This is a genomic window from Pseudomonas sp. HY7a-MNA-CIBAN-0227 (assembly GCF_040310325.1).
Classification (GTDB): Bacteria; Pseudomonadota; Gammaproteobacteria; order Pseudomonadales; family Pseudomonadaceae; genus Aquipseudomonas.
Window position 1 is genome coordinate 14,687 of sequence record NZ_JBEOPT010000028.1, and the last position, 17,067, is coordinate 31,753.

Below are 17,067 nucleotides of genomic sequence, written 5' to 3' on the forward strand. Positions count from 1 at the left end.
TCGAGTAAAGTCGCGAGCTTATCAGGCGGCCACGACCAATGGCTACCGGCATGTGAGCAGGAAACTTCTGATAAGTTCACGTGTTTAAACGCATTTTCATCCATACCAACGCTCTGCAACGGATGCTGGGACCGCCAGAAACCGTCCATGAGCAGGGCTCATGGTTACTTGCCGCACCCGTTAGGTGATGGCATAACAGCGCTACCACTCGACAAGGATAGTTATCTTGCACATTTTTTCCCGTGTTTTACTCCTGGCCCTCGCATTACTGGGCGTCGGCCTTGCAGTGCTGCTCTATTACGTTGCCAACCCGAAACTGCCGGAGTACGTGCCGGTGGAGCAGGTGCACTACCAGAATCAATGGAGTGCGGCCGATCGCCAGACGTATTACTTCACGCCCCAGGGCACTCAGGTCAAGGGCCTGCGCTATGACTGGTTCACCGCACTGGAACTGCCGTTTTCCCAGCAACGTTTTGCCGCGCCCGAATACCTGGCGCGCTTCGGCTTCCTGGTAGACCCGCGACAACAGGTCACAGCCCAAAACCCCGGCAACCTGCCTGTCGGCTTCGCCCGACACAAGAACGCCGGCAGCAACGACGAGTTTCTAGACATCACTTGCGCCGCCTGCCACACCGGCGAGCTGCACTTCAAGGGCCAGGCCTTACGCATCGACGGTGGTTCAGCCCAGCACGTATTGCCCTCCAGCGTCCCTACCCTGCGTGGTGGCAGTTTCGGCCAGGCGTTAGTGGCCAGCCTCGCGTCCACCTATTACAACCCGTGGAAATTCGAGCGTTTCGCCCGCTCGGTGCTGGGGGATGAATACGATGCCCAACATAGCCAGCTGCGCCAGGACTTCAAAAAGTCCCTGAACAATTTCCTTAAGGTCGCCTGGAACGACACCCATCGCGGCCTCTACCCCACCGAAGAAGGCCCAGGCCGCACCGACGCCTTCGGCCGCATCGCCAATGCCAGCTTCGGCGATGCCATTTCCCCGGACAACTACCGCATCGCCAACGCCCCGGTGGATTACCCGCAACTGTGGGACATGTGGAACTTCGACTGGGTGCAATGGAACGGCTCGGCCCAGCAACCCATGGCGCGCAATATCGGTGAAGCCCTGGGCGTGGGCGCAACCCTGGATTTCTTCGACAGCGCCGGCCAGCCTCTCAAGGGCGATGCGCGCTACCCGTCCAGCGTGCGAGTTCGCGACTTGAACCTGATTGAGGAAACCCTGCAACGGCTCAAGCCCCCCACCTGGCCTGAAGAACTGTTCGGCGTCGTCGACAAGCCACTGGCGGCTCAAGGCCGCGCCCTGTTCAGCAAAAACTGCGCAGGCTGCCACGAGCCAACCGTTACCCAAGTCAATGGTCGCCCGGTGCAGCAACTGAAAGTGCTCCCCGTCGAGGTGATCGGCACCGACCCTGGTACCGCCAGCAACATCGCCGACCAGCGTTACGACCTCAGCGCCCTGCAATGGGACCCGGCAGAATTGGCGCAGTTGAACGTCGAGCTGCACCCGACGCCAACCGAGCCTCTGGACCTGCGACAAATATCGGTGGCCAAGGGGCTGGCCTACGTCACCGCCTTCGTCGAAGAGCATGCTTATCGCGCTGCCGGTGTCACCCCGGCCGAACGCCCGCGCCTGGACGGCTACGGCTTGCCGATTGGCGTGCGCGAGTTACGCGCCTACAAGGCACGCCCGCTGGCCGGTGTGTGGGCCACGCCGCCGTTCCTGCACAACGGCTCGGTACCGACGATCTACCAGTTGCTCTCTCCCCAGGACGAGCGCAGCCGTACCTTCTATAAAGGCACCTTCGACTACGACCCGCGTCACCTGGGCTATCAAACCTGGGCCTTTAAAAACGCCTTCCTGTTCGATACGCAGATCACCGGCAACCACAACAGCGGTCACGAATTCCGTGCCGGCAAGCGGGGTAACGGCGTGATCGGGCGTGGCTTGCTACCCGAGGAACGCTGGGCGCTGCTGGAATATTTGAAAGTACTGGGCGGCCCGCTGGAACAGCAACTGCCCTGATCAACCGTCTTCGTCAAAAAGGATTTTTCAATGCTCGCTCGACTTTGGCTGCGCCTCGGCACGTTTCTCGGCAAGACCCTGTTGTGGCTGGTGGGCCTGGGCTTGCTCGGCTGGTTGCTGTCCACCATCTGGTTCGCCTGGCAACACAGCGGCCCGGTGTCGCCGGATGAACAAATCCCGCCAGGGGAAGCCGCCATGACCCAAGGCATCATTCAGACAGCGGTGCGCATCGTCGATCAGCACCGCGAGGGCACGCGTTATTTACGCGACGCCCATGCCAAGGCTCACGGCTGCGTGAAGGCCGAGGTCAGCGTGCTGGCGGACCTCGACCCGGCCCTGCGCCAGGGCGTTTTTGCCGAGCCGGGCAAAACCTGGCAGGCGACCCTGCGCCTGTCCAACGGCAACGCCTACCCGCAGTTCGACAGCATTCGCGATGCCCGGGGCATGGCGATCAAGTTGCTCGATGTACCGGGCAAGCAACTGCTGGCCGATCAGCAGGCGCGCAGCGAACAGGATTTCGTTATGTTCAGTCATCCGAACTTCTTTGTCAGCGACGTTGCTGAGTACGCGCAGAACGTAGGCGCCCAGGCCGATGGCAAAAAAGTCATGGCCTTCTTCCCAAGCCTCGACCCGCGCAGTTGGCAGGTGCGCCACCTGTTTATCGCCCTGGCGACCCTGGCCCCAGCGCCTGCCAGTACGACCCAGACCACCTACTTTTCCGTATCGCCCTACAAGTTCGGCACGGCCAACGCCAAGTTTCGCGTCGCACCCGACCCGCAAAGCTGCCCGGAGTACTCCCTGCCCAAACAGAATCAGGACCTGCCGAACTTCCTGCGCAGCGCCTTGAATCAGCAGTTGTCCACCGACCGTGTGGCGGCGTGTTTTGTCCTGCAAATCCAGCGGCAGAATCCACAGAAATACATGCCGATCGAAGACACCAGCATCGAGTGGAAGCAAAGCGATGCACCTTATAAAACTGTCGCCAACATCAAGATCCCGGCCCAGGATTTCGATACGCCGGCGCTGAACCTGGCCTGCGATAACCAGTCGTTCAACCCGTGGTTCGGCCTGGAAGAGCACCGGCCGATTGGCGGGATCAACCGACTGCGCAAAGCGGTGTACGAAGCGGTCAGCGACTACCGTCACAGCCGTAACTTGTAAAGGTTTCATATAGATTCGAGGGCGATCATAACGATTGCGTCGAGTCTATTGAGACACTGGCGCCCCGCCACTACCGTGGCTTCCTACCCCTCACACTCGTAGGAAGTCACCGTGGAAAGCTCAACACTCGGCATGATCGTACTTTCAATGATTGCGCTGTTCGGCGCCGCGTCCTTTTGCTTTGACCATCTGTCCACGCGCCAACCGAAAAAGAAAAAAGCCAAGTAATCCGATCAGCTCTTCACGCCTGGATCACTGGCGGACGCTGGCTCGTCGATCACCAGTTCCTGGGGAATTTCGTCCACGCGCGGATCGAGCATGGCGCCCATTGGGTGCTCCGGCATTACGACGTGATGCAGCGGTGCGCCGTCCACCAGGTATTCGCCAGTGACCTGCTTGGGCGCAGGCCGATAAAGGTCAGGTCAGGAGGTGGTTTTCAAGGTGTAGGCATGTGCCAGCAACCACTGGCGAAAACTGCGGGCAGCCGATGGCGGGTTGCGATGGTGCGGTTGCATCAGTTGCAGGCGCCCGCGGCTGAGCATGCTGTGGGGCAAGGCCATTTGCAGGCGCCCTGCCGCCAACTCACCCTCCAGCAGGCTTTTCCAGCCCAGGGCTACGCCATGGCCCATCACCGCCGATTGCATGAGCAGTTGGTAGCTGTTGGTGCGCAAGGCATGGCGCGGGGCGTGGTAATGGGCGCCGGCATCGACGAACCAGTCGGTCCAGGTCAGCCAGTCGTGATAGTGATCCTCGACGATCAGCAAGGTGTGGGCATGAAGCAGGTGCTGCGGGTCGCGGATCGGCCCGTGACGCTCCACATAGCTGGGGCTGCAGACAGTGATGACCTGCTCGCTGTCGAATACCGGCGTCAGCTCCAGGCCGTGAGGCGCAGGCAGCTCATCCAGGTGATAAAACAAGCCCAGGTCATACTCGCTGACATCCAGATGGCTCGGACTCTCGCTGCACAGGATGCGGATATCCAGGTCCGGGTGCTGACTCTGGAAAGCGGGCAACAGCGCGGCGAGCCAGATTGAACTGATGGTCGGCGTGCTGGCCAGCGTGAGTTGGCGATCCGCCCCTCGGCGGCGCAACTCGGCCGACTCGCGATCCAGCTCGCGCAACAAACGCTGGATAGTGCGAAAGTAACGCTCACCTGCAGGCGTCAGGCTGATGCCCAGTGCCAGTCGATGGAACAGCGGGCGCGCCAGGTCTTCTTCCAGGCGCTTGATCTGCCGGCTCACCGCGCTTTGGGTCAGGTTCAGTTCATGGGCGGCCTGAGTAAAGCTCAGATGGCGAGCTGCTGCCTCGAATGTCTGCAAGCAGTTGAGCGGTGGAAGATCGACGTTTCGGCGCGACATGAGGGTTTCCAATGGCAAGCGCTGGCGCCGATGAACTGGCGCCAGAGGGTGATCAGGTTTATGGGCATCCTGCCACTTGATCATTCACAGCGCGACCCGGGCTACACGTTTGCTCCATTGGCGACGATGCACCCACTGGCCACTTTCCCACGCCACTTGCTCGGCCTCGATGTAGAACCACTGAGCATCGGCGTGCACATGCAGGCTGCTGTCCACTTCCACCGACCATTGATCACGACTGACACGGTAGTGCCACTGGATATCGGCACGGGTCGACAACGGGTCCCACGCCAAGGTGCGGTACTGCTCGGTGCAGCGCTGGTCCACCGACAACCCATGATCGGTAAAACGTACCGCGCCCAGGTCATCCTCGATCTTCACGCAGACTTCACCGCTGCCGACATCTTCCATCAGCGTGCGTTTCGGCGCGGCGGCGCGCAGGACTTCCAGGGCCGCTGGCGGGGCTGATTGCGGGGCTTCGAACGGGCACTCTATAGCCTCGCCGGTAAAAACGGGCAACTGCACGCTTTGCAGTTCGGGCAGCAAGGTCAGGGTGGTCAATTCGCGACTGGGCCACAGCAGCGGGAAACTGGCGGTGCTGAGGGCCAGGCGCAAACGGTAGCCAGCCGGAAGGCGCATGCCGACGTGATCCAGGCTCAATTGCACGTCCATCGGTTCGCCCGGCACCGGCGGTGTCACCCGGGAAACATCTTCGCGAAGGGTGAGATTGAGCACGCCATAAGTGATCTGCGTGACCTGACCATCGGGGGCCACGGCATTAAGACGGGCCACCAGTTGCCCGCAGGTGGTATCGCTGGCCACTCGCAGGTTCAAACGCACGTCGCCCAGCAGCGCCAGCGGCTCGGTCAGCGGCAGGGAGTCGAAGCACAGGGAGTGAGCGTCGTCGCGGCGCTGATCCGTCGGGCCGTCGGGACCGAACCAGATGGCGCAATATTCACCTTGATGCAGGCCAGTGGTCAGTGGCGAACAGACACTGCGTGCCGTCGCCAATGGCTGGCGGCCCGGCGCAAGACCCGCGTCGTCGAGACTGTAATCGTTCCATTGGACCTGAGGATCAGGCCAGCCCGATGTCTGCACCCACACACCCGGCCGCTCGGCGTAACTGCCCTTGGGTGGCAGAACGTCCTGTAGGTAAAAAGTGCAGGTGGCGTCATCCATCACCCCGTTGTCGATGCCCTTGAGCCAGTGATCCCACCAGCGCTTGGCCTCCTGCAAAAAGCCGATAGCCGGGTTGGGCACAGCGAAATGCGGGTACTTGTGAATCCACGGGCCGATCATCGCTTTCTTCGCACCCGGCAGGTTTTCCATCAGCCGTGGCACGGCATTCTTGTAGGCATCGCCCCAGCCACCGACGGCATACACCGCCGCCTTGATCGCCGAGTAGTCCTCGCACACCGAACCATGGCGCCAGTAATCATCTCGGGTCTGGTGTTGCAGCCAGGTCTCGGCCAGCAGCGGCATGGCGTCCAGGCGCTCCTGCCACATGGCTTTCCAGTCTTCGCCCATCAGCAAAGGATCGGGCACCGCAGCGCTGAAGTTGAGCATGGTGGCGGCCCAGCCGAAATTCTCCATCAACAGGTTGCCGCCCTTGTAATGGATGTCATCGGCAAAGCGGTCATCGGTGGAGCACAGAGTAATGATCGCCTTCAATGCCTCGGGTTGGCGCGCCGCCACTTGCAGGCCGTTGAAGCCGCCCCAGGAGATGCCCATCATCCCCATGTTGCCGTCGCACCAGGGTTGCTGGCACAGCCAGTCGATCACTTCGAGGGCGTCATCCTGTTCCTGCAGCAGGTATTCATCGGCCATCAGGCCTTGGGATTCACCGTTGCCGCGCATGTCTACCCGCACACAGACATAGCCCTGCCCGGCCATCCACGGATGGGTCAGTGCATCGCGCACGGCAGTGCCGTCGCGCTTGCGGTACGGCAGGTATTCGAGGATCGCCGGGAAAGCTTGATCGCCTGCGGTTTCCGGCAGCCAGATGCGGGCGGCCAGTTGTGTGCCATCGCTCAGCGGGATCAGGCAATGCTCGATTTCACGGACCTTGTGGGCAAACTCGGTAACGATTTCCATCGGTAACTCCAGAAGCGGGTAGACGTTATTGCAAGCAAACGACTCCCACGCGTTCAAGCTGGAACGCATGAGAAGACACGCAGGATCAGTCGGTCAGCGGACAAAATCCGGTAACGGGCTGGCGCCACGCAGGCCAGGCTCCGGCGTCGTCACCGCAAGGTTTTTCACCTCCAGCAACGCCGGGTTTTTCAGCCAGTAGATCAACGAGGTGCTAGCCAGCAGTACCAGGATCATCCCCGGCAAGCCGCCGAGGTTGGAGAGCATCTTCACCCCGTCGATGCCGACAAAGGCCACCATCACCCACGACACGGTGCCGATGATTACGCCCCAGACGATCTTGAGCGCCGGGTTGCCGTCCAGGTCGGAATCGGCGGTGACGCCCTTGCTGCACAGGTTGGCAATGACATCGGTGCTGGAGTCGGCGGCGGTGACGAACGAGATAAAGGCGACGAACAACAGGAACGCGATCATCAGGCCACTGGCCGGCAACTGCTGGAACATCTGGTACAGCACATGCTCGATGCCCTGCTCATTGAGCACGCGGTTCAAGCTGCCATCACCCAGCGCATCGAAATACAGGCTGCAACCGGAGAAGATGCAGATCCACGCTGCGGTGAACAACGCCGGGTACAGCATGTTGATATGGATAAATTCGCGCACCGTGTAGCCCCGGCCGATCTTGCCGAGGAACAGCGCGCTCACCGGCGCCCAGGCGAACCACACCGACCAGTAGAACACCGTCCAGCTTTGCGGCCAGGTGTCGCCACTGGCGGCTCCGGTAAACAGGCTGCGGCTGAAGAAGGTATCGAGGTAAACACCGAGGGATTCGACGCCGAGGCTGACCATGTACAGGGTCGGTCCACAAAGCAGCACGAACAGCCCCAGAGCCAGCATGATCCAAGTATTGAACGAGGACAGCATGACGATGCCGCGTTGCAAACCACTGGCGGCCGAGGCAACGAAGGTGATGACGATCACGGCGATGATCAGCCCCAGACGCAAGGGCGTGGTTTCGCCGCCGATGTACTGGCTCAGGCCGCCGGACAACGTTAGTGCGCCGGTGCCCAGGGACGAGGCCATGCCGGCCACCAGGGCAAACATCGCCAGGGTATCGATCAGCCCCGCGTAGCGCTTGACCCGCTGCTCGCCCAGCAACGGTTGCAGCATGGCGCCAATGGAAAAGTTGCTGCGCAGGTTGTAGAACACCAACGCAAACACCAGGGACGGCACCAGGTAAATCGCATAGGGGGTGATGGTCCAGTGCAGGAACATCGTCGACATCGCAAAGCTCTTGGCCGCCGCGCTACCGGCCTCGATCGGCAGGCTGGTGGGGGGCGAATACAGGTGATAGAGCGGCTCGGCTGTGGTCCAGAACAACACCCCCACTGCCAACGTGGTACACAGCGCGACCATGAACCAGCGCCATTTACTCAGCAGGGGCTTGGCGTTTTCACCGCCGATGCGCACCTTGCCCAGCGGCGACAAGTAGACGATGCCCGTCAGCACCACCATGGCAAACGAGCCAGCGCTAAACAGCCAAGAGAAGTTTTCGAGAATCATCGTATTGAGCTGTTTGCTGACCGCAAGGAACGCATTCAGGTCGACATAACTGGCAATTACCGCCGCCAGCAAAATCAGAAAGGTTGGCCAGAAGACCAACGGACGCAATGGGTATTTCATGTTGTGCGATTCCCCAGACAGACTATTTTTATTGCCTTTACAGGCCATTTTTAGAGGGCGAACGCCGCGCATCCTGCGTCGGGTGGTTCGCCTTGAAGTCTTCGCGTGGGTATAGATAACCGTTTATGCACAACCGGGCGCAATCGACCAATGGGTATGGGGGCATTCCCTCAGGTCATGACTGGGGCTCCAAATACCGCGTAAAGAACGCGTATAAAAAGGCTATTGGCCATAACGATTACGTCACCTCTATTGAACCACCGCCAACAACCCCACTACCGTGACTTTCTGCACACTCATCTATACGCCGTCTTAATACCCGCACCCGCAATCAGTGCCTGAGCTTGATACCCCGTCCCTTAACCTCCCCGCGTCCGCTATTGCGGCTTATTAATAAGGGGAGCTTTACCGTGTTGACACTCACGTTCATTTATATCGCCAGCGGCTCATGTGCCGTGGGCCTGTTCGCTTATCTGGGTTATGCCCTTATTCGCGCCGAAAAGTTCTAGGGAGTTCGCCATGTACGACTTGATCTTTGTAGGCATCTCCCTGGTGTTTTTTGCTGCGACTGCCATGGCCATTGTCGCCATGGGCAAGATTTGAACGGAGCCTCGATATGTTAAGCACTTTGCTGGAATTTGCGCTGGTCCTGGGGTTGATGACCGGGCTCGCCGTGCTGATGGGCAAGTGGCTGGCCCGGGTATTTACCGGGACCCGCCACGCCCTGCCGGAACGCGCGACGTTTCGCCTGCTGGGCATTGACCCCCTGGAGACCATGGGCTGGGCCCGTTATGGCTCGGCGCTGGTGTTGTCGAACGCGGCGATGATGCTGCTGGGTTATTTCATCCTGCGCCTGCAAGCAGTCATGCCGATCAACCCCCTGGGGTTGGCAGCGCAGGCACCGGACCTGGCGTTCAACACCGCCGCGTCCTTTATTACCAACACCAACTGGCAGGCGTACTCGGGCGAAACCAGCCTGTCGAACTTCAGCCAGATGGCGGTCATTACCTTTCTGATGTTTGTCGGCGCCACCTCCGGCGTGGTCGCTGCGGCCGCGTTTATTCGCGGATTGAGCCGCGCCAATTCGGCGGACATCGGCAACTTCTGGGTCGACTTCACCCGCACCCTCTACCGGGTGATGCTGCCGCTGTGCGTGGGCATGGCGCTGGTGTATGTCTGGCAAGGCATGCCGCAGACCTTCGCGTCCCAAGCCCTGGCAACGACGCTGGAAGGCGCGCAACAACAGTTGATCGTCGGCGCAGTGGCCAGCTTTGAATCGATCAAGCACATCGGCACCAATGGCGGTGGCTTTTTCAGCATGAACGCCGCGCACCCGTTCGAAAACCCGACGCCGCTGACCAACATCCTGCACATCCTCAGCATGTTGCTGATCCCATCGGCACTGACCTACACCTTCGGCAGCATGCTGGTGCGTCGCCGTCAGGGCTGGGTGTTTTTCGGCACATTCCTGGTGATGTTCATCGGCTTTTTGGCCCTGGTCTACGGTTCGGAGCAGAACGCCAACCCGTTGCTGACCCAGGCCGGCGCCAATCAGACGCTGTCGATAGAGCAGAGCGGCGGCAATATGGAAGGCAAGGAACTGCGCTTCGGCATCGCCGACAGCAGCTTGTTCATTGCGACTACCACGGCCGCGACCACCGGTTCTGTCAACGCCATGCATGACTCGTTGACACCCATGGGCGGCTTCGTGCCACTGGCGCAGATGATGCTCAACTGCGTGTTTGGCGGCGACGGCGTGGGCTTTATCAACCTGATCCAGTACGCACTGCTGACGGTGTTCCTGGTGGGCATGATGATCGGCCGCAGCCCCGAATTCCTCGGCAAAAAGATCGAGGCCCGGGAGATGAAACTGGTGATGCTCTCGGTACTCGCGCACCCCATCAGCATCCTTGGTTTCACCGCCCTCGCCTCCGTGTGGCCCGACACCATGGCCAGCCTCAACAACCTCGGCCCCCACGGTTTCAGCGAGGTGCTGTACGCCTACACCTCGGGTACCGCCAACAACGGTTCGGCCTTTGCCGGCTTAAACGCCAATACACCATTTTTCAACACCACCATTGGCCTGGCGATGCTGATCGGACGTTTCTTCACCATGCTGCCCATGCTGGCAGTGGCCGGTTCCCTGGCGATGAAGAAAACCGTACCTGCCGGTGCTGGCACCATCCCCACCGCCACCCCGCTGTTTATGTTGCTGGTGGTGTTCGTGGTGCTGGTGGTCGGCGGCCTGACCTTCCTGCCGGCGCTCGCGCTTGGCCCGCTGGTGGAGCAACTGCAGTTGCTGTCCGGCCAGACGTATAAATAAGGACACGTTGATGACGACTCAATCGATATTCAAAGGGCTGTTGCGCCCGGTGCTGGTCTCGGCGGTGTTTTTCATGGCCCTTACGGGCCTGGCATACCCGATATTCACCACCTTTGCCGCACAACTGTTGTTCCCCTTCCAGGCCCAGGGGTCGCTGATCGAGCGCGACGGCCTGGTGATCGGCTCGGCCCTGATCGGCCAGCACTTCACCCGCCCGGAGTATTTCCACGGCCGCCCAAGCATGACCCTCGGCGCCGACCCGCAAGACCCGAGCAAAAGCGTGTCGCAGCCCTACAACGCCGGTTCCAGCGGCGCCAGCAACCTGGGGCCGACCAACCAGAAACTGATCGACCAGGTCAGTGCGCGGGTTTTGGCGTATCGCCAGGAGAACGCCCTCGCCGCCGATGCGCAAGTGCCGGTGGATGCCGTCACCGCCTCTGCCTCCGGCCTGGACCCACATATCTCAGTGGCCAACGCACGGATCCAACTGGCACGGGTGGCCCTTCTGCGGCAGGTGCCCGAAGCCGAACTGCTGCAACTGGTGAACGACCACACCGCTGCCCGCACCCTCGCCCTGCTCGGCGAACCACGGGTCAATGTGCTGCAACTCAACCTCGCGCTGGACGCTCGTCTGCCCCTGCGTCAGCCCCCTATTGCGGCCAGTGAGTAAGAGATTCCCCTCATGATCAAGAATGCTCGTTTACCTCTGTTTGATCGGCGCATTGTGCTCACCGCCTGCGTCGACGCCTTTAAGAAACTGCTGCCCCAGGCCCAGTGGAAAAACCCGGTGATGTTCGTGGTGTACCTGGGCAGCATTCTCACCACGCTACTGTGGTTCCAGTCCCTGGGCGGAGCGGGTGAAGCCCCCAGCGGCTTTATTTTAAGCATCACCCTGTGGCTGTGGTTCACCGTACTGTTCGCCAACTTCGCCGAGGCCCTGGCCGAGGGACGCAGCCGCGCCCAGGCAGCAAGCCTGCGCAGCATGAAGCGCCAGACCCTGGCCAAATTGCTGCAACAACCCCGGCACGGTGCGGCCTGGTTGCCCACTGAAGCCAGTCTGTTGCGCAAGGACAGCGTGGTGCTGATCGAAGCCGGCGACCTGGTGCCCCTGGACGGTGTGGTGATCGAAGGCGTGGCCTCGGTGGATGAAAGCGCGATCACCGGCGAATCGGCTCCGGTGATTCGCGAAGCGGGTGGCGACTTTTCCTCGGTCACCGGCGGCACGCGGGTGCTGTCGGACTGGCTGGTGGTGCGCATCAGCGTCAACCCCGGTGAGTCGTTTCTCGACCGCATGATCTCCATGGTCGAGTCCGCCAAGCGCCAGAAGACGCCCAATGAGGTAGCCCTGAACATTTTGCTGGTGGGGCTGACCCTGTTGTTTCTGCTGGTGATCGCCACCCTGAGCCCCTACTCGATTTTTGCCGTAGCCATGAGCGGCACCGGCAGCGTGATCAGTGCCACCGTGCTGGTGGCGTTGCTGGTGTGCCTGATCCCCACCACCATCGGCGGTCTGCTCTCGGCCATTGGCGTGGCGGGGATGAGCCGGATGATGTCGGCCAATGTAATCGCCACTTCAGGCCGGGCCGTCGAGGCGGCTGGCGATGTCGACGTGTTGTTGCTGGACAAGACCGGCACCATCACCCTGGGTAATCGCCAGGCCAGCAGTTTCCTGCCTGCACCGGGTATCAAGGAAGCCGAGTTGGCGGACGCCGCGCAACTGGCGTCCCTGGCCGATGAAACCCCTGAAGGTCGCAGCATTGTGGTGCTGGCCAAACAGAAGTTTGACCTGCGGGCGCGAGACATCAACGCCCTGGGCGCCAGCTTTGTCCACTTCACCGCACAAACCCGCATGAGCGGCGTCGACCTGCCCGAGGGCCGGACCATTCGCAAGGGTGCGGCGGATGCTATTCGCAGTCATATCGAAGCCTTGGGTGGGAGCTTTCCGGCGGCGTTGCAGGCCAAGGTCGATGAAGTCTCACGGCGCGGCAGCACCCCGCTGGTGGTGTCCGACGGTTCCAAGGCATTGGGCGTGGTAGAGCTCAAGGACGTAGTCAAGGGCGGCATCAAGGAGCGCTTCGCCGAATTGCGGCGCATGGGCATCAAGACGGTGATGATCACCGGCGACAACCGCCTGACCGCCGCGGCGATTGCCGTGGAGGCTGGTGTCGACGACTTCCTCGCCGAGGCTCGCCCGGAGGACAAGCTGCAACTGATCCGCGACTACCAGGCCCAGGGCAAGCTCGTTGCCATGACCGGCGACGGCACCAACGACGCCCCGGCACTGGCCCAGGCCGACGTGGCGGTAGCAATGAACAGCGGCACCCAGGCAGCGAAAGAGGCCGGCAACATGGTCGACCTGGACAGCAACCCGACCAAGCTGATCGAAGTGGTCGAGGTCGGCAAACAGATGCTGATGACCCGTGGCGCCCTGACCACCTTCAGCGTCGCCAACGACGTGGCGAAGTATTTCGCGATCATCCCGGCGGCATTCGTGGCGACCTATCCGCAGCTCGGCGCCTTGAACGTAATGCACCTGACCAGTCCCAACTCGGCGATTCTCAGTGCGGTGATTTTCAACGCGCTGATCATTGTCGCGTTGATTCCACTGGCGCTGCGCGGCGTGACCTATCGGGCCATTGGTGCGGCGGCGTTGCTTAACCGCAACCTGCTGATCTATGGCGTGGGTGGGGTGCTGGTGCCGTTTGCCGGGATCAAGGTAATTGACATGGTGTTGACTGGACTAGGTCTGGTGTAACGGACCAACTCCCCTGTAGGAGCAAGCTTGCTCCGGGCGGCGTTCCGACGAAGGTCGTTAACGATTACGCGGGAAACCTGACACCCAACGGCGCTCTCAGGTTTTTCGCGAGCAAGAACTAGGCGTCCCCCTCGCTCCTACAGACTCTCTTGAGGAATGACATGCCCGCATTAAACGAAGATCGCCCCGACCCCGACGCCTTGCTGGCCCGACTCCATCAGGAAGAACAAGCCGCCTTGCGCGGCAAATTGCGTATCTACTTCGGCTCCAATGCCGGCGTGGGCAAGACCTGCGCCATGCTCGCGGCAGCGCAACGAGAAGTCGCCCTGGGCCGCGACCTGCTCGCGGGCGTCGTGGAAACCCACGGTCGCCAGGAAACCACCGACCTGCTCCATGGTCTGGAACAACTGCCCCGCACCGCCCTGTTACACCGCGAAGTCGCCCTTACCGAATTCGACCTCGACGCTGCCCTGCTCAGGCATCCGTCAGTGCTGCTGGTCGACGAACTGGCCCACAGCAACGCCCCTGGCTCGCGCCACCCCAAACGCTGGCAAGATGTGGAAGAACTGCTCAGCGCCGGCATCGACGTGTGGACCACCCTCAACGTCCAGCACCTGGAAAGTCTTAACGATCTTGTCAGTGGGATCATTGGTATCCGCGTGCGGGAAACCGTACCCGACCACGTGTTCGACAATGCCCACGAAGTGGTGGTGGTCGACCTGCCGCCCGATGACCTGTTGCAGCGTCTGAAGGACGGCAAAGTCTACCTGGGGCCTCAGGCCGAGCGTGCGTCACGGCATTTTTTCCGCAAGGGCAACCTGCTGGCCCTGCGCGAGCTGGCACTGCGCCGCACAGCCGACCGTGTCGACACGCAGATGCGGGTGTATCGCCGCGAACGCTCAATCAAAGCCTTGTGGCCAGCCCGCGAGCGGCTGCTGGTCGGCGTGGCGGGCGACGCCGGTGATGAACGCCTGGTGCGTGAAGCGGCGCGGCTGGCGCAGAAGCTTGAGGCAGACTGGATCGTCGTGCATGTGGCTTCGGCCCAAGGTCGCGGTGCCAAGCGCTATCTGACGGCCATGAAAACCCTGGCCCTAGCCTCCGAGTTTGGCGCCGATACCGCAACGCTGCCAGGCATGGACGTCGCCGAGGCGCTGGCGGCCTGTGCCCGTGAGCACAACGCCAACCGGCTGGTGCTTGGCCATCATCCCCGCCAGGCCTGGCGGTTCTGGCACCAGTCGGTCAGTGATCGAATCAGCCGTCACCATCCGCAGATTGATCAGATCGTCATTGCCCACGGTGTATTACCCGCCAGCGCCCCAGTCAAAAATCTTGAAAACCCACCACCTGCGCCGGGTCGCACCTTGGCCTATGTCTGGGCTAGCCTGGCCTGCTTCACCGCCAGCGCCATCGCCGCGCTGCTGCTTCAGGTGTTCGACCTGGCCAACGTGGTCATGGTGTTTTTGCTCACCGTGGTGCTGGTGGCCCTGCGCTATGGGCGCGGTCCCGGCGTCTGGGCGGCGATGCTCGCGGTGCTGTGTTTTGACTTCTTTTTCGTGCAGCCGCGCTATTCCTTCACCGTCAATGACACCCAGTATTTCTTCACCTTTGCCTTGATGCTCGGCATCGCCTTGATCACCGGGCAACTCACCGCCCGTCTACGCCATGAAGCACGCACCGCCGCGGCCCGGGAGCGGCGTGCAACGTCGTTGGCGCGACTGGCCCGCGACCTGTCGGCGGCGTTGACCGTGGAGCAGATCAGCGAAGTGGCACTACGTACCTTCAGCGGCGTGTTCGAGGCGCGGGTGGGCCTGGCGTTGCCAGATGCGCAAGACCGTCTCCATAGCGTTGGTGCGGGCGTGCTGCCCATCGATGAAGGCATCGCCCAATGGAGCTACGACCATGGCCGCCCGGCGGGCCAGGGCACCGACACCCTGGCGGCCGCCAAAGGTTGCTACCTGCCATTGAAGGCACCGATGCGCGTACGCGGTGTGCTGGTGCTGGAACTGGCCCAGCGCGAACGCCTGAGCGAACCGCAAGAGCGCCGGTTGCTGGAAGCCTGCATGAGCCAGCTGGCGATCGCCCTGGAGCGGGTGCATTTCGTCGAAGTGGCGCAAAGCACACTGGTGCAGATGGAAGGCGAGAAAATGCGCAACACCCTGCTCGCCGCCATTTCCCACGACTTGCGCACGCCCTTGACCACGCTGATCGGCGCCGCCGACACCGCACTGCCCCACGCCCCACCCGGGCCCCTGACTGATTTGCTACACGACATCCACGAACAAGCCACTTCCATGCAACGGCTGATTGAAAACCTGCTGGACATGGCCCGCATGCAAGAACACGGAGTGCGGCTCAATCGGCAATGGCACTCCCTGGAAGAAATCGTCGGCAGCGCCCTGCGCCAGCTGCGCGAACCGCTGGCCCGGCACGTCGTACACACCGCCATTGACGCGCAGTTGCCACTGGTGGAGGTCGATGGACTATTGATCGAACGGGTGCTGGTCAACCTGCTGGACAACGCCGCCAAGTACACCCCCGACGGCACCTGCATTACTGTTGGCGCCCGCCAGGCTGGGGACAAGATCCTGCTGGAAGTCAACGACGCCGGGCCGGGCTGTGCTGCTCACAACCTGTTCGAACCCTTCACTCGCGGCCAGCAGGAGTCCGCCGTCGCTGGCATCGGCCTGGGGCTGGCACTGGTCAAGCGCATCATCGAAGCCCATGGCGGGTGCATTGAAGCCAACCCCGGCACCGAGTGCGGCATGCATTTCGTCATCACTTTACCAGCGGGCACCCCGCCATCCATGGAAACCCTATGAGCACTGCGCGCATTCTGATTGTTGAAGACGAGGCCAATATCCGCCGTTTTGTCGGTATCGCCCTGCAAGATGAAGGCTTCCAGGTCTTCGAGGCCGACAGCGTCAAGCGCGCCTTGATCCATGCCGCCAGCCGCCAGCCGGACCTGGTGATCGTCGATCTCGGCTTGCCGGATGGCGACGGCAAACAGTTGATCAGCGAATTGCGGGGCTGGCTGGCGGTGCCGATCCTGGTGTTGTCGGCGCGGGATCGCGAAGAGGAAAAAGTCGCCGCCCTGGACGCTGGTGCCGATGACTACCTGACCAAACCCTTCGGCGTGCCCGAGCTGCTGGCACGTATCCGCGCACAACTGCGTCGACATGGGCAAACCGGCACCGTGACAGCCACCAGCAAAGTGGCGTTTGGCGAGATTGAAGTCGACCTGGCCACCCATGAGGTATGGCGCCAGGGCCAGCCGGTACACCTGACGCCCATCGAGTACCGCCTGTTGTGCGCGATGATTCGCGGGCAGAGCCGAGTGCTGACCCACAGGCAGTTACTGCTGGAAGTCTGGGGCCTGGATTACGTGGAACGCGCCCATTATCTACGCGTACATATGGCCCATCTGCGCCAGAAGCTGGAGGCGAACCCCGCACAACCGCAGTACTTCATTACCGAGTTGCAGGTGGGGTATCGACTGGTAGGGCTCTAAATTCCAGGCACAAAAAAGCCCGCTTTATAAGCGGGCTTTTCGTGGTGACCTGGCGTTCAGCGGTCCAGAAAACCTTAATATGGCGCAGCGGACGGGACTCGAACCCGCGACCCCCGGCGTGACAGGCCGGTATTCTAACCGACTGAACTACCG

12 protein-coding genes and 1 pseudogene are annotated in these 17,067 nt (G+C 61.6%); 9 read left to right on the forward strand and 4 right to left on the reverse strand.

Going from position 1 to position 17,067, the window contains the following annotated elements; genetic code table 11:
* Nucleotides 1–226: 226 nt before the first annotated feature.
* Both AAEZ06_RS26340 and AAEZ06_RS26345 read left to right on the forward strand, forming a co-directional pair.
* The gene (locus tag AAEZ06_RS26340; protein ID WP_350616994.1) at nucleotides 227–2,035 is read left to right on the forward strand and encodes a di-heme-cytochrome C peroxidase; all 1,809 of its coding nucleotides are present in this window, start codon (nucleotides 227–229) and stop codon (nucleotides 2,033–2,035) included.
* A 30-nt stretch (nucleotides 2,036–2,065) separates the two neighbouring features.
* The gene (locus tag AAEZ06_RS26345; protein WP_149411505.1) at nucleotides 2,066–3,196 is read left to right on the forward strand and encodes a catalase family protein; all 1,131 of its coding nucleotides are present in this window, start codon (nucleotides 2,066–2,068) and stop codon (nucleotides 3,194–3,196) included.
* Nucleotides 3,197–3,429: 233 nt separating this feature from the next.
* On the opposite strand, the pseudogene AAEZ06_RS26350 reads toward AAEZ06_RS26345, so the two are convergent.
* The 4 genes and pseudogenes from AAEZ06_RS26350 to AAEZ06_RS26365 all read right to left on the reverse strand — a co-directional run.
* Nucleotides 3,430–3,597: pseudogene (locus AAEZ06_RS26350) on the reverse strand (MFS transporter); the annotation flags it as partial.
* Between the two features lie 21 nt (nucleotides 3,598–3,618).
* Nucleotides 3,619–4,554 (reverse strand): LysR substrate-binding domain-containing protein, encoded by a 936-nt coding sequence (locus tag AAEZ06_RS26355; RefSeq protein WP_149411504.1) that lies wholly within the window; start codon nucleotides 4,552–4,554, stop codon nucleotides 3,619–3,621.
* A gap of 84 nt (nucleotides 4,555–4,638) precedes the next feature.
* Nucleotides 4,639–6,648 (reverse strand): CocE/NonD family hydrolase, encoded by a 2,010-nt coding sequence (locus tag AAEZ06_RS26360; protein ID WP_350616997.1) that lies wholly within the window; start codon nucleotides 6,646–6,648, stop codon nucleotides 4,639–4,641.
* Between the two features lie 93 nt (nucleotides 6,649–6,741).
* Entirely contained in the window at nucleotides 6,742–8,328 is a 1,587-nt protein-coding gene (locus AAEZ06_RS26365; protein WP_149411502.1) for a BCCT family transporter, read from the reverse strand.
* Between the two features lie 410 nt (nucleotides 8,329–8,738).
* Here AAEZ06_RS26365 and kdpF point away from each other — a divergent pair, with 410 nt between their 5' ends.
* From kdpF to AAEZ06_RS26400, 7 genes are all read left to right on the forward strand, one after another.
* Complete coding sequence (gene kdpF, locus AAEZ06_RS26370; RefSeq protein WP_149411501.1) at nucleotides 8,739–8,837, forward strand: K(+)-transporting ATPase subunit F; 99 nt, start codon at nucleotides 8,739–8,741, stop codon at nucleotides 8,835–8,837.
* Complete coding sequence (locus tag AAEZ06_RS26375; RefSeq protein ID WP_350617005.1) at nucleotides 8,809–8,931, forward strand: hypothetical protein; 123 nt, start codon at nucleotides 8,809–8,811, stop codon at nucleotides 8,929–8,931. The genes kdpF and AAEZ06_RS26375 overlap by 29 nt, the downstream gene beginning before the upstream one ends.
* A 13-nt stretch (nucleotides 8,932–8,944) precedes the next feature.
* Complete coding sequence (kdpA, locus tag AAEZ06_RS26380; protein ID WP_350616999.1) at nucleotides 8,945–10,651, forward strand: potassium-transporting ATPase subunit KdpA; 1,707 nt, start codon at nucleotides 8,945–8,947, stop codon at nucleotides 10,649–10,651.
* A gap of 10 nt (nucleotides 10,652–10,661) precedes the next feature.
* The gene (kdpC, locus tag AAEZ06_RS26385; RefSeq protein ID WP_149411499.1) at nucleotides 10,662–11,321 is read left to right on the forward strand and encodes a K(+)-transporting ATPase subunit C; all 660 of its coding nucleotides are present in this window, start codon (nucleotides 10,662–10,664) and stop codon (nucleotides 11,319–11,321) included.
* 12 nt (nucleotides 11,322–11,333) lie between these two features.
* A complete protein-coding gene (kdpB, locus tag AAEZ06_RS26390) occupies nucleotides 11,334–13,406 on the forward strand; it encodes a potassium-transporting ATPase subunit KdpB (RefSeq protein ID WP_149411498.1) in 2,073 nt (690 codons plus the stop codon).
* A 161-nt stretch (nucleotides 13,407–13,567) separates the two neighbouring features.
* Nucleotides 13,568–16,225 carry a DUF4118 domain-containing protein gene (locus AAEZ06_RS26395; RefSeq protein ID WP_350617002.1) on the forward strand — a complete coding sequence of 886 codons (2,658 nt, stop codon included), beginning with the start codon at nucleotides 13,568–13,570 and terminating at the stop codon, nucleotides 16,223–16,225.
* The gene (locus AAEZ06_RS26400) at nucleotides 16,222–16,914 is read left to right on the forward strand and encodes a response regulator (protein ID WP_149411496.1); all 693 of its coding nucleotides are present in this window, start codon (nucleotides 16,222–16,224) and stop codon (nucleotides 16,912–16,914) included. Before AAEZ06_RS26395 ends, AAEZ06_RS26400 begins: the two co-directional genes overlap by 4 nt.
* Nucleotides 16,915–17,067: the final 153 nt, after the last annotated feature.

What these genes read in the sequence shown, in the direction of transcription:
- AAEZ06_RS26365 (WP_149411502.1), bottom strand. Translation starts at nt 8,328, where the DNA reads ATGAAATACCCATTGCGTCCGTTGGTCTTCTGGCCAACCTTTCTGATT.
- AAEZ06_RS26355 (WP_149411504.1), bottom strand. Translation starts at nt 4,554, where the DNA reads ATGTCGCGCCGAAACGTCGATCTTCCACCGCTCAACTGCTTGCAGACA.
- AAEZ06_RS26345 (WP_149411505.1), top strand. Translation starts at nt 2,066, where the DNA reads ATGCTCGCTCGACTTTGGCTGCGCCTCGGCACGTTTCTCGGCAAGACC.
- AAEZ06_RS26360 (WP_350616997.1), bottom strand. Translation starts at nt 6,648, where the DNA reads ATGGAAATCGTTACCGAGTTTGCCCACAAGGTCCGTGAAATCGAGCAT.
- kdpA (WP_350616999.1), top strand. Translation starts at nt 8,945, where the DNA reads ATGTTAAGCACTTTGCTGGAATTTGCGCTGGTCCTGGGGTTGATGACC.
- AAEZ06_RS26375 (WP_350617005.1), top strand. Translation starts at nt 8,809, where the DNA reads ATGCCCTTATTCGCGCCGAAAAGTTCTAGGGAGTTCGCCATGTACGAC.
- AAEZ06_RS26395 (WP_350617002.1), top strand. Translation starts at nt 13,568, where the DNA reads ATGCCCGCATTAAACGAAGATCGCCCCGACCCCGACGCCTTGCTGGCC.
- kdpB (WP_149411498.1), top strand. Translation starts at nt 11,334, where the DNA reads ATGATCAAGAATGCTCGTTTACCTCTGTTTGATCGGCGCATTGTGCTC.
- kdpC (WP_149411499.1), top strand. Translation starts at nt 10,662, where the DNA reads ATGACGACTCAATCGATATTCAAAGGGCTGTTGCGCCCGGTGCTGGTC.
- AAEZ06_RS26400 (WP_149411496.1), top strand. Translation starts at nt 16,222, where the DNA reads ATGAGCACTGCGCGCATTCTGATTGTTGAAGACGAGGCCAATATCCGC.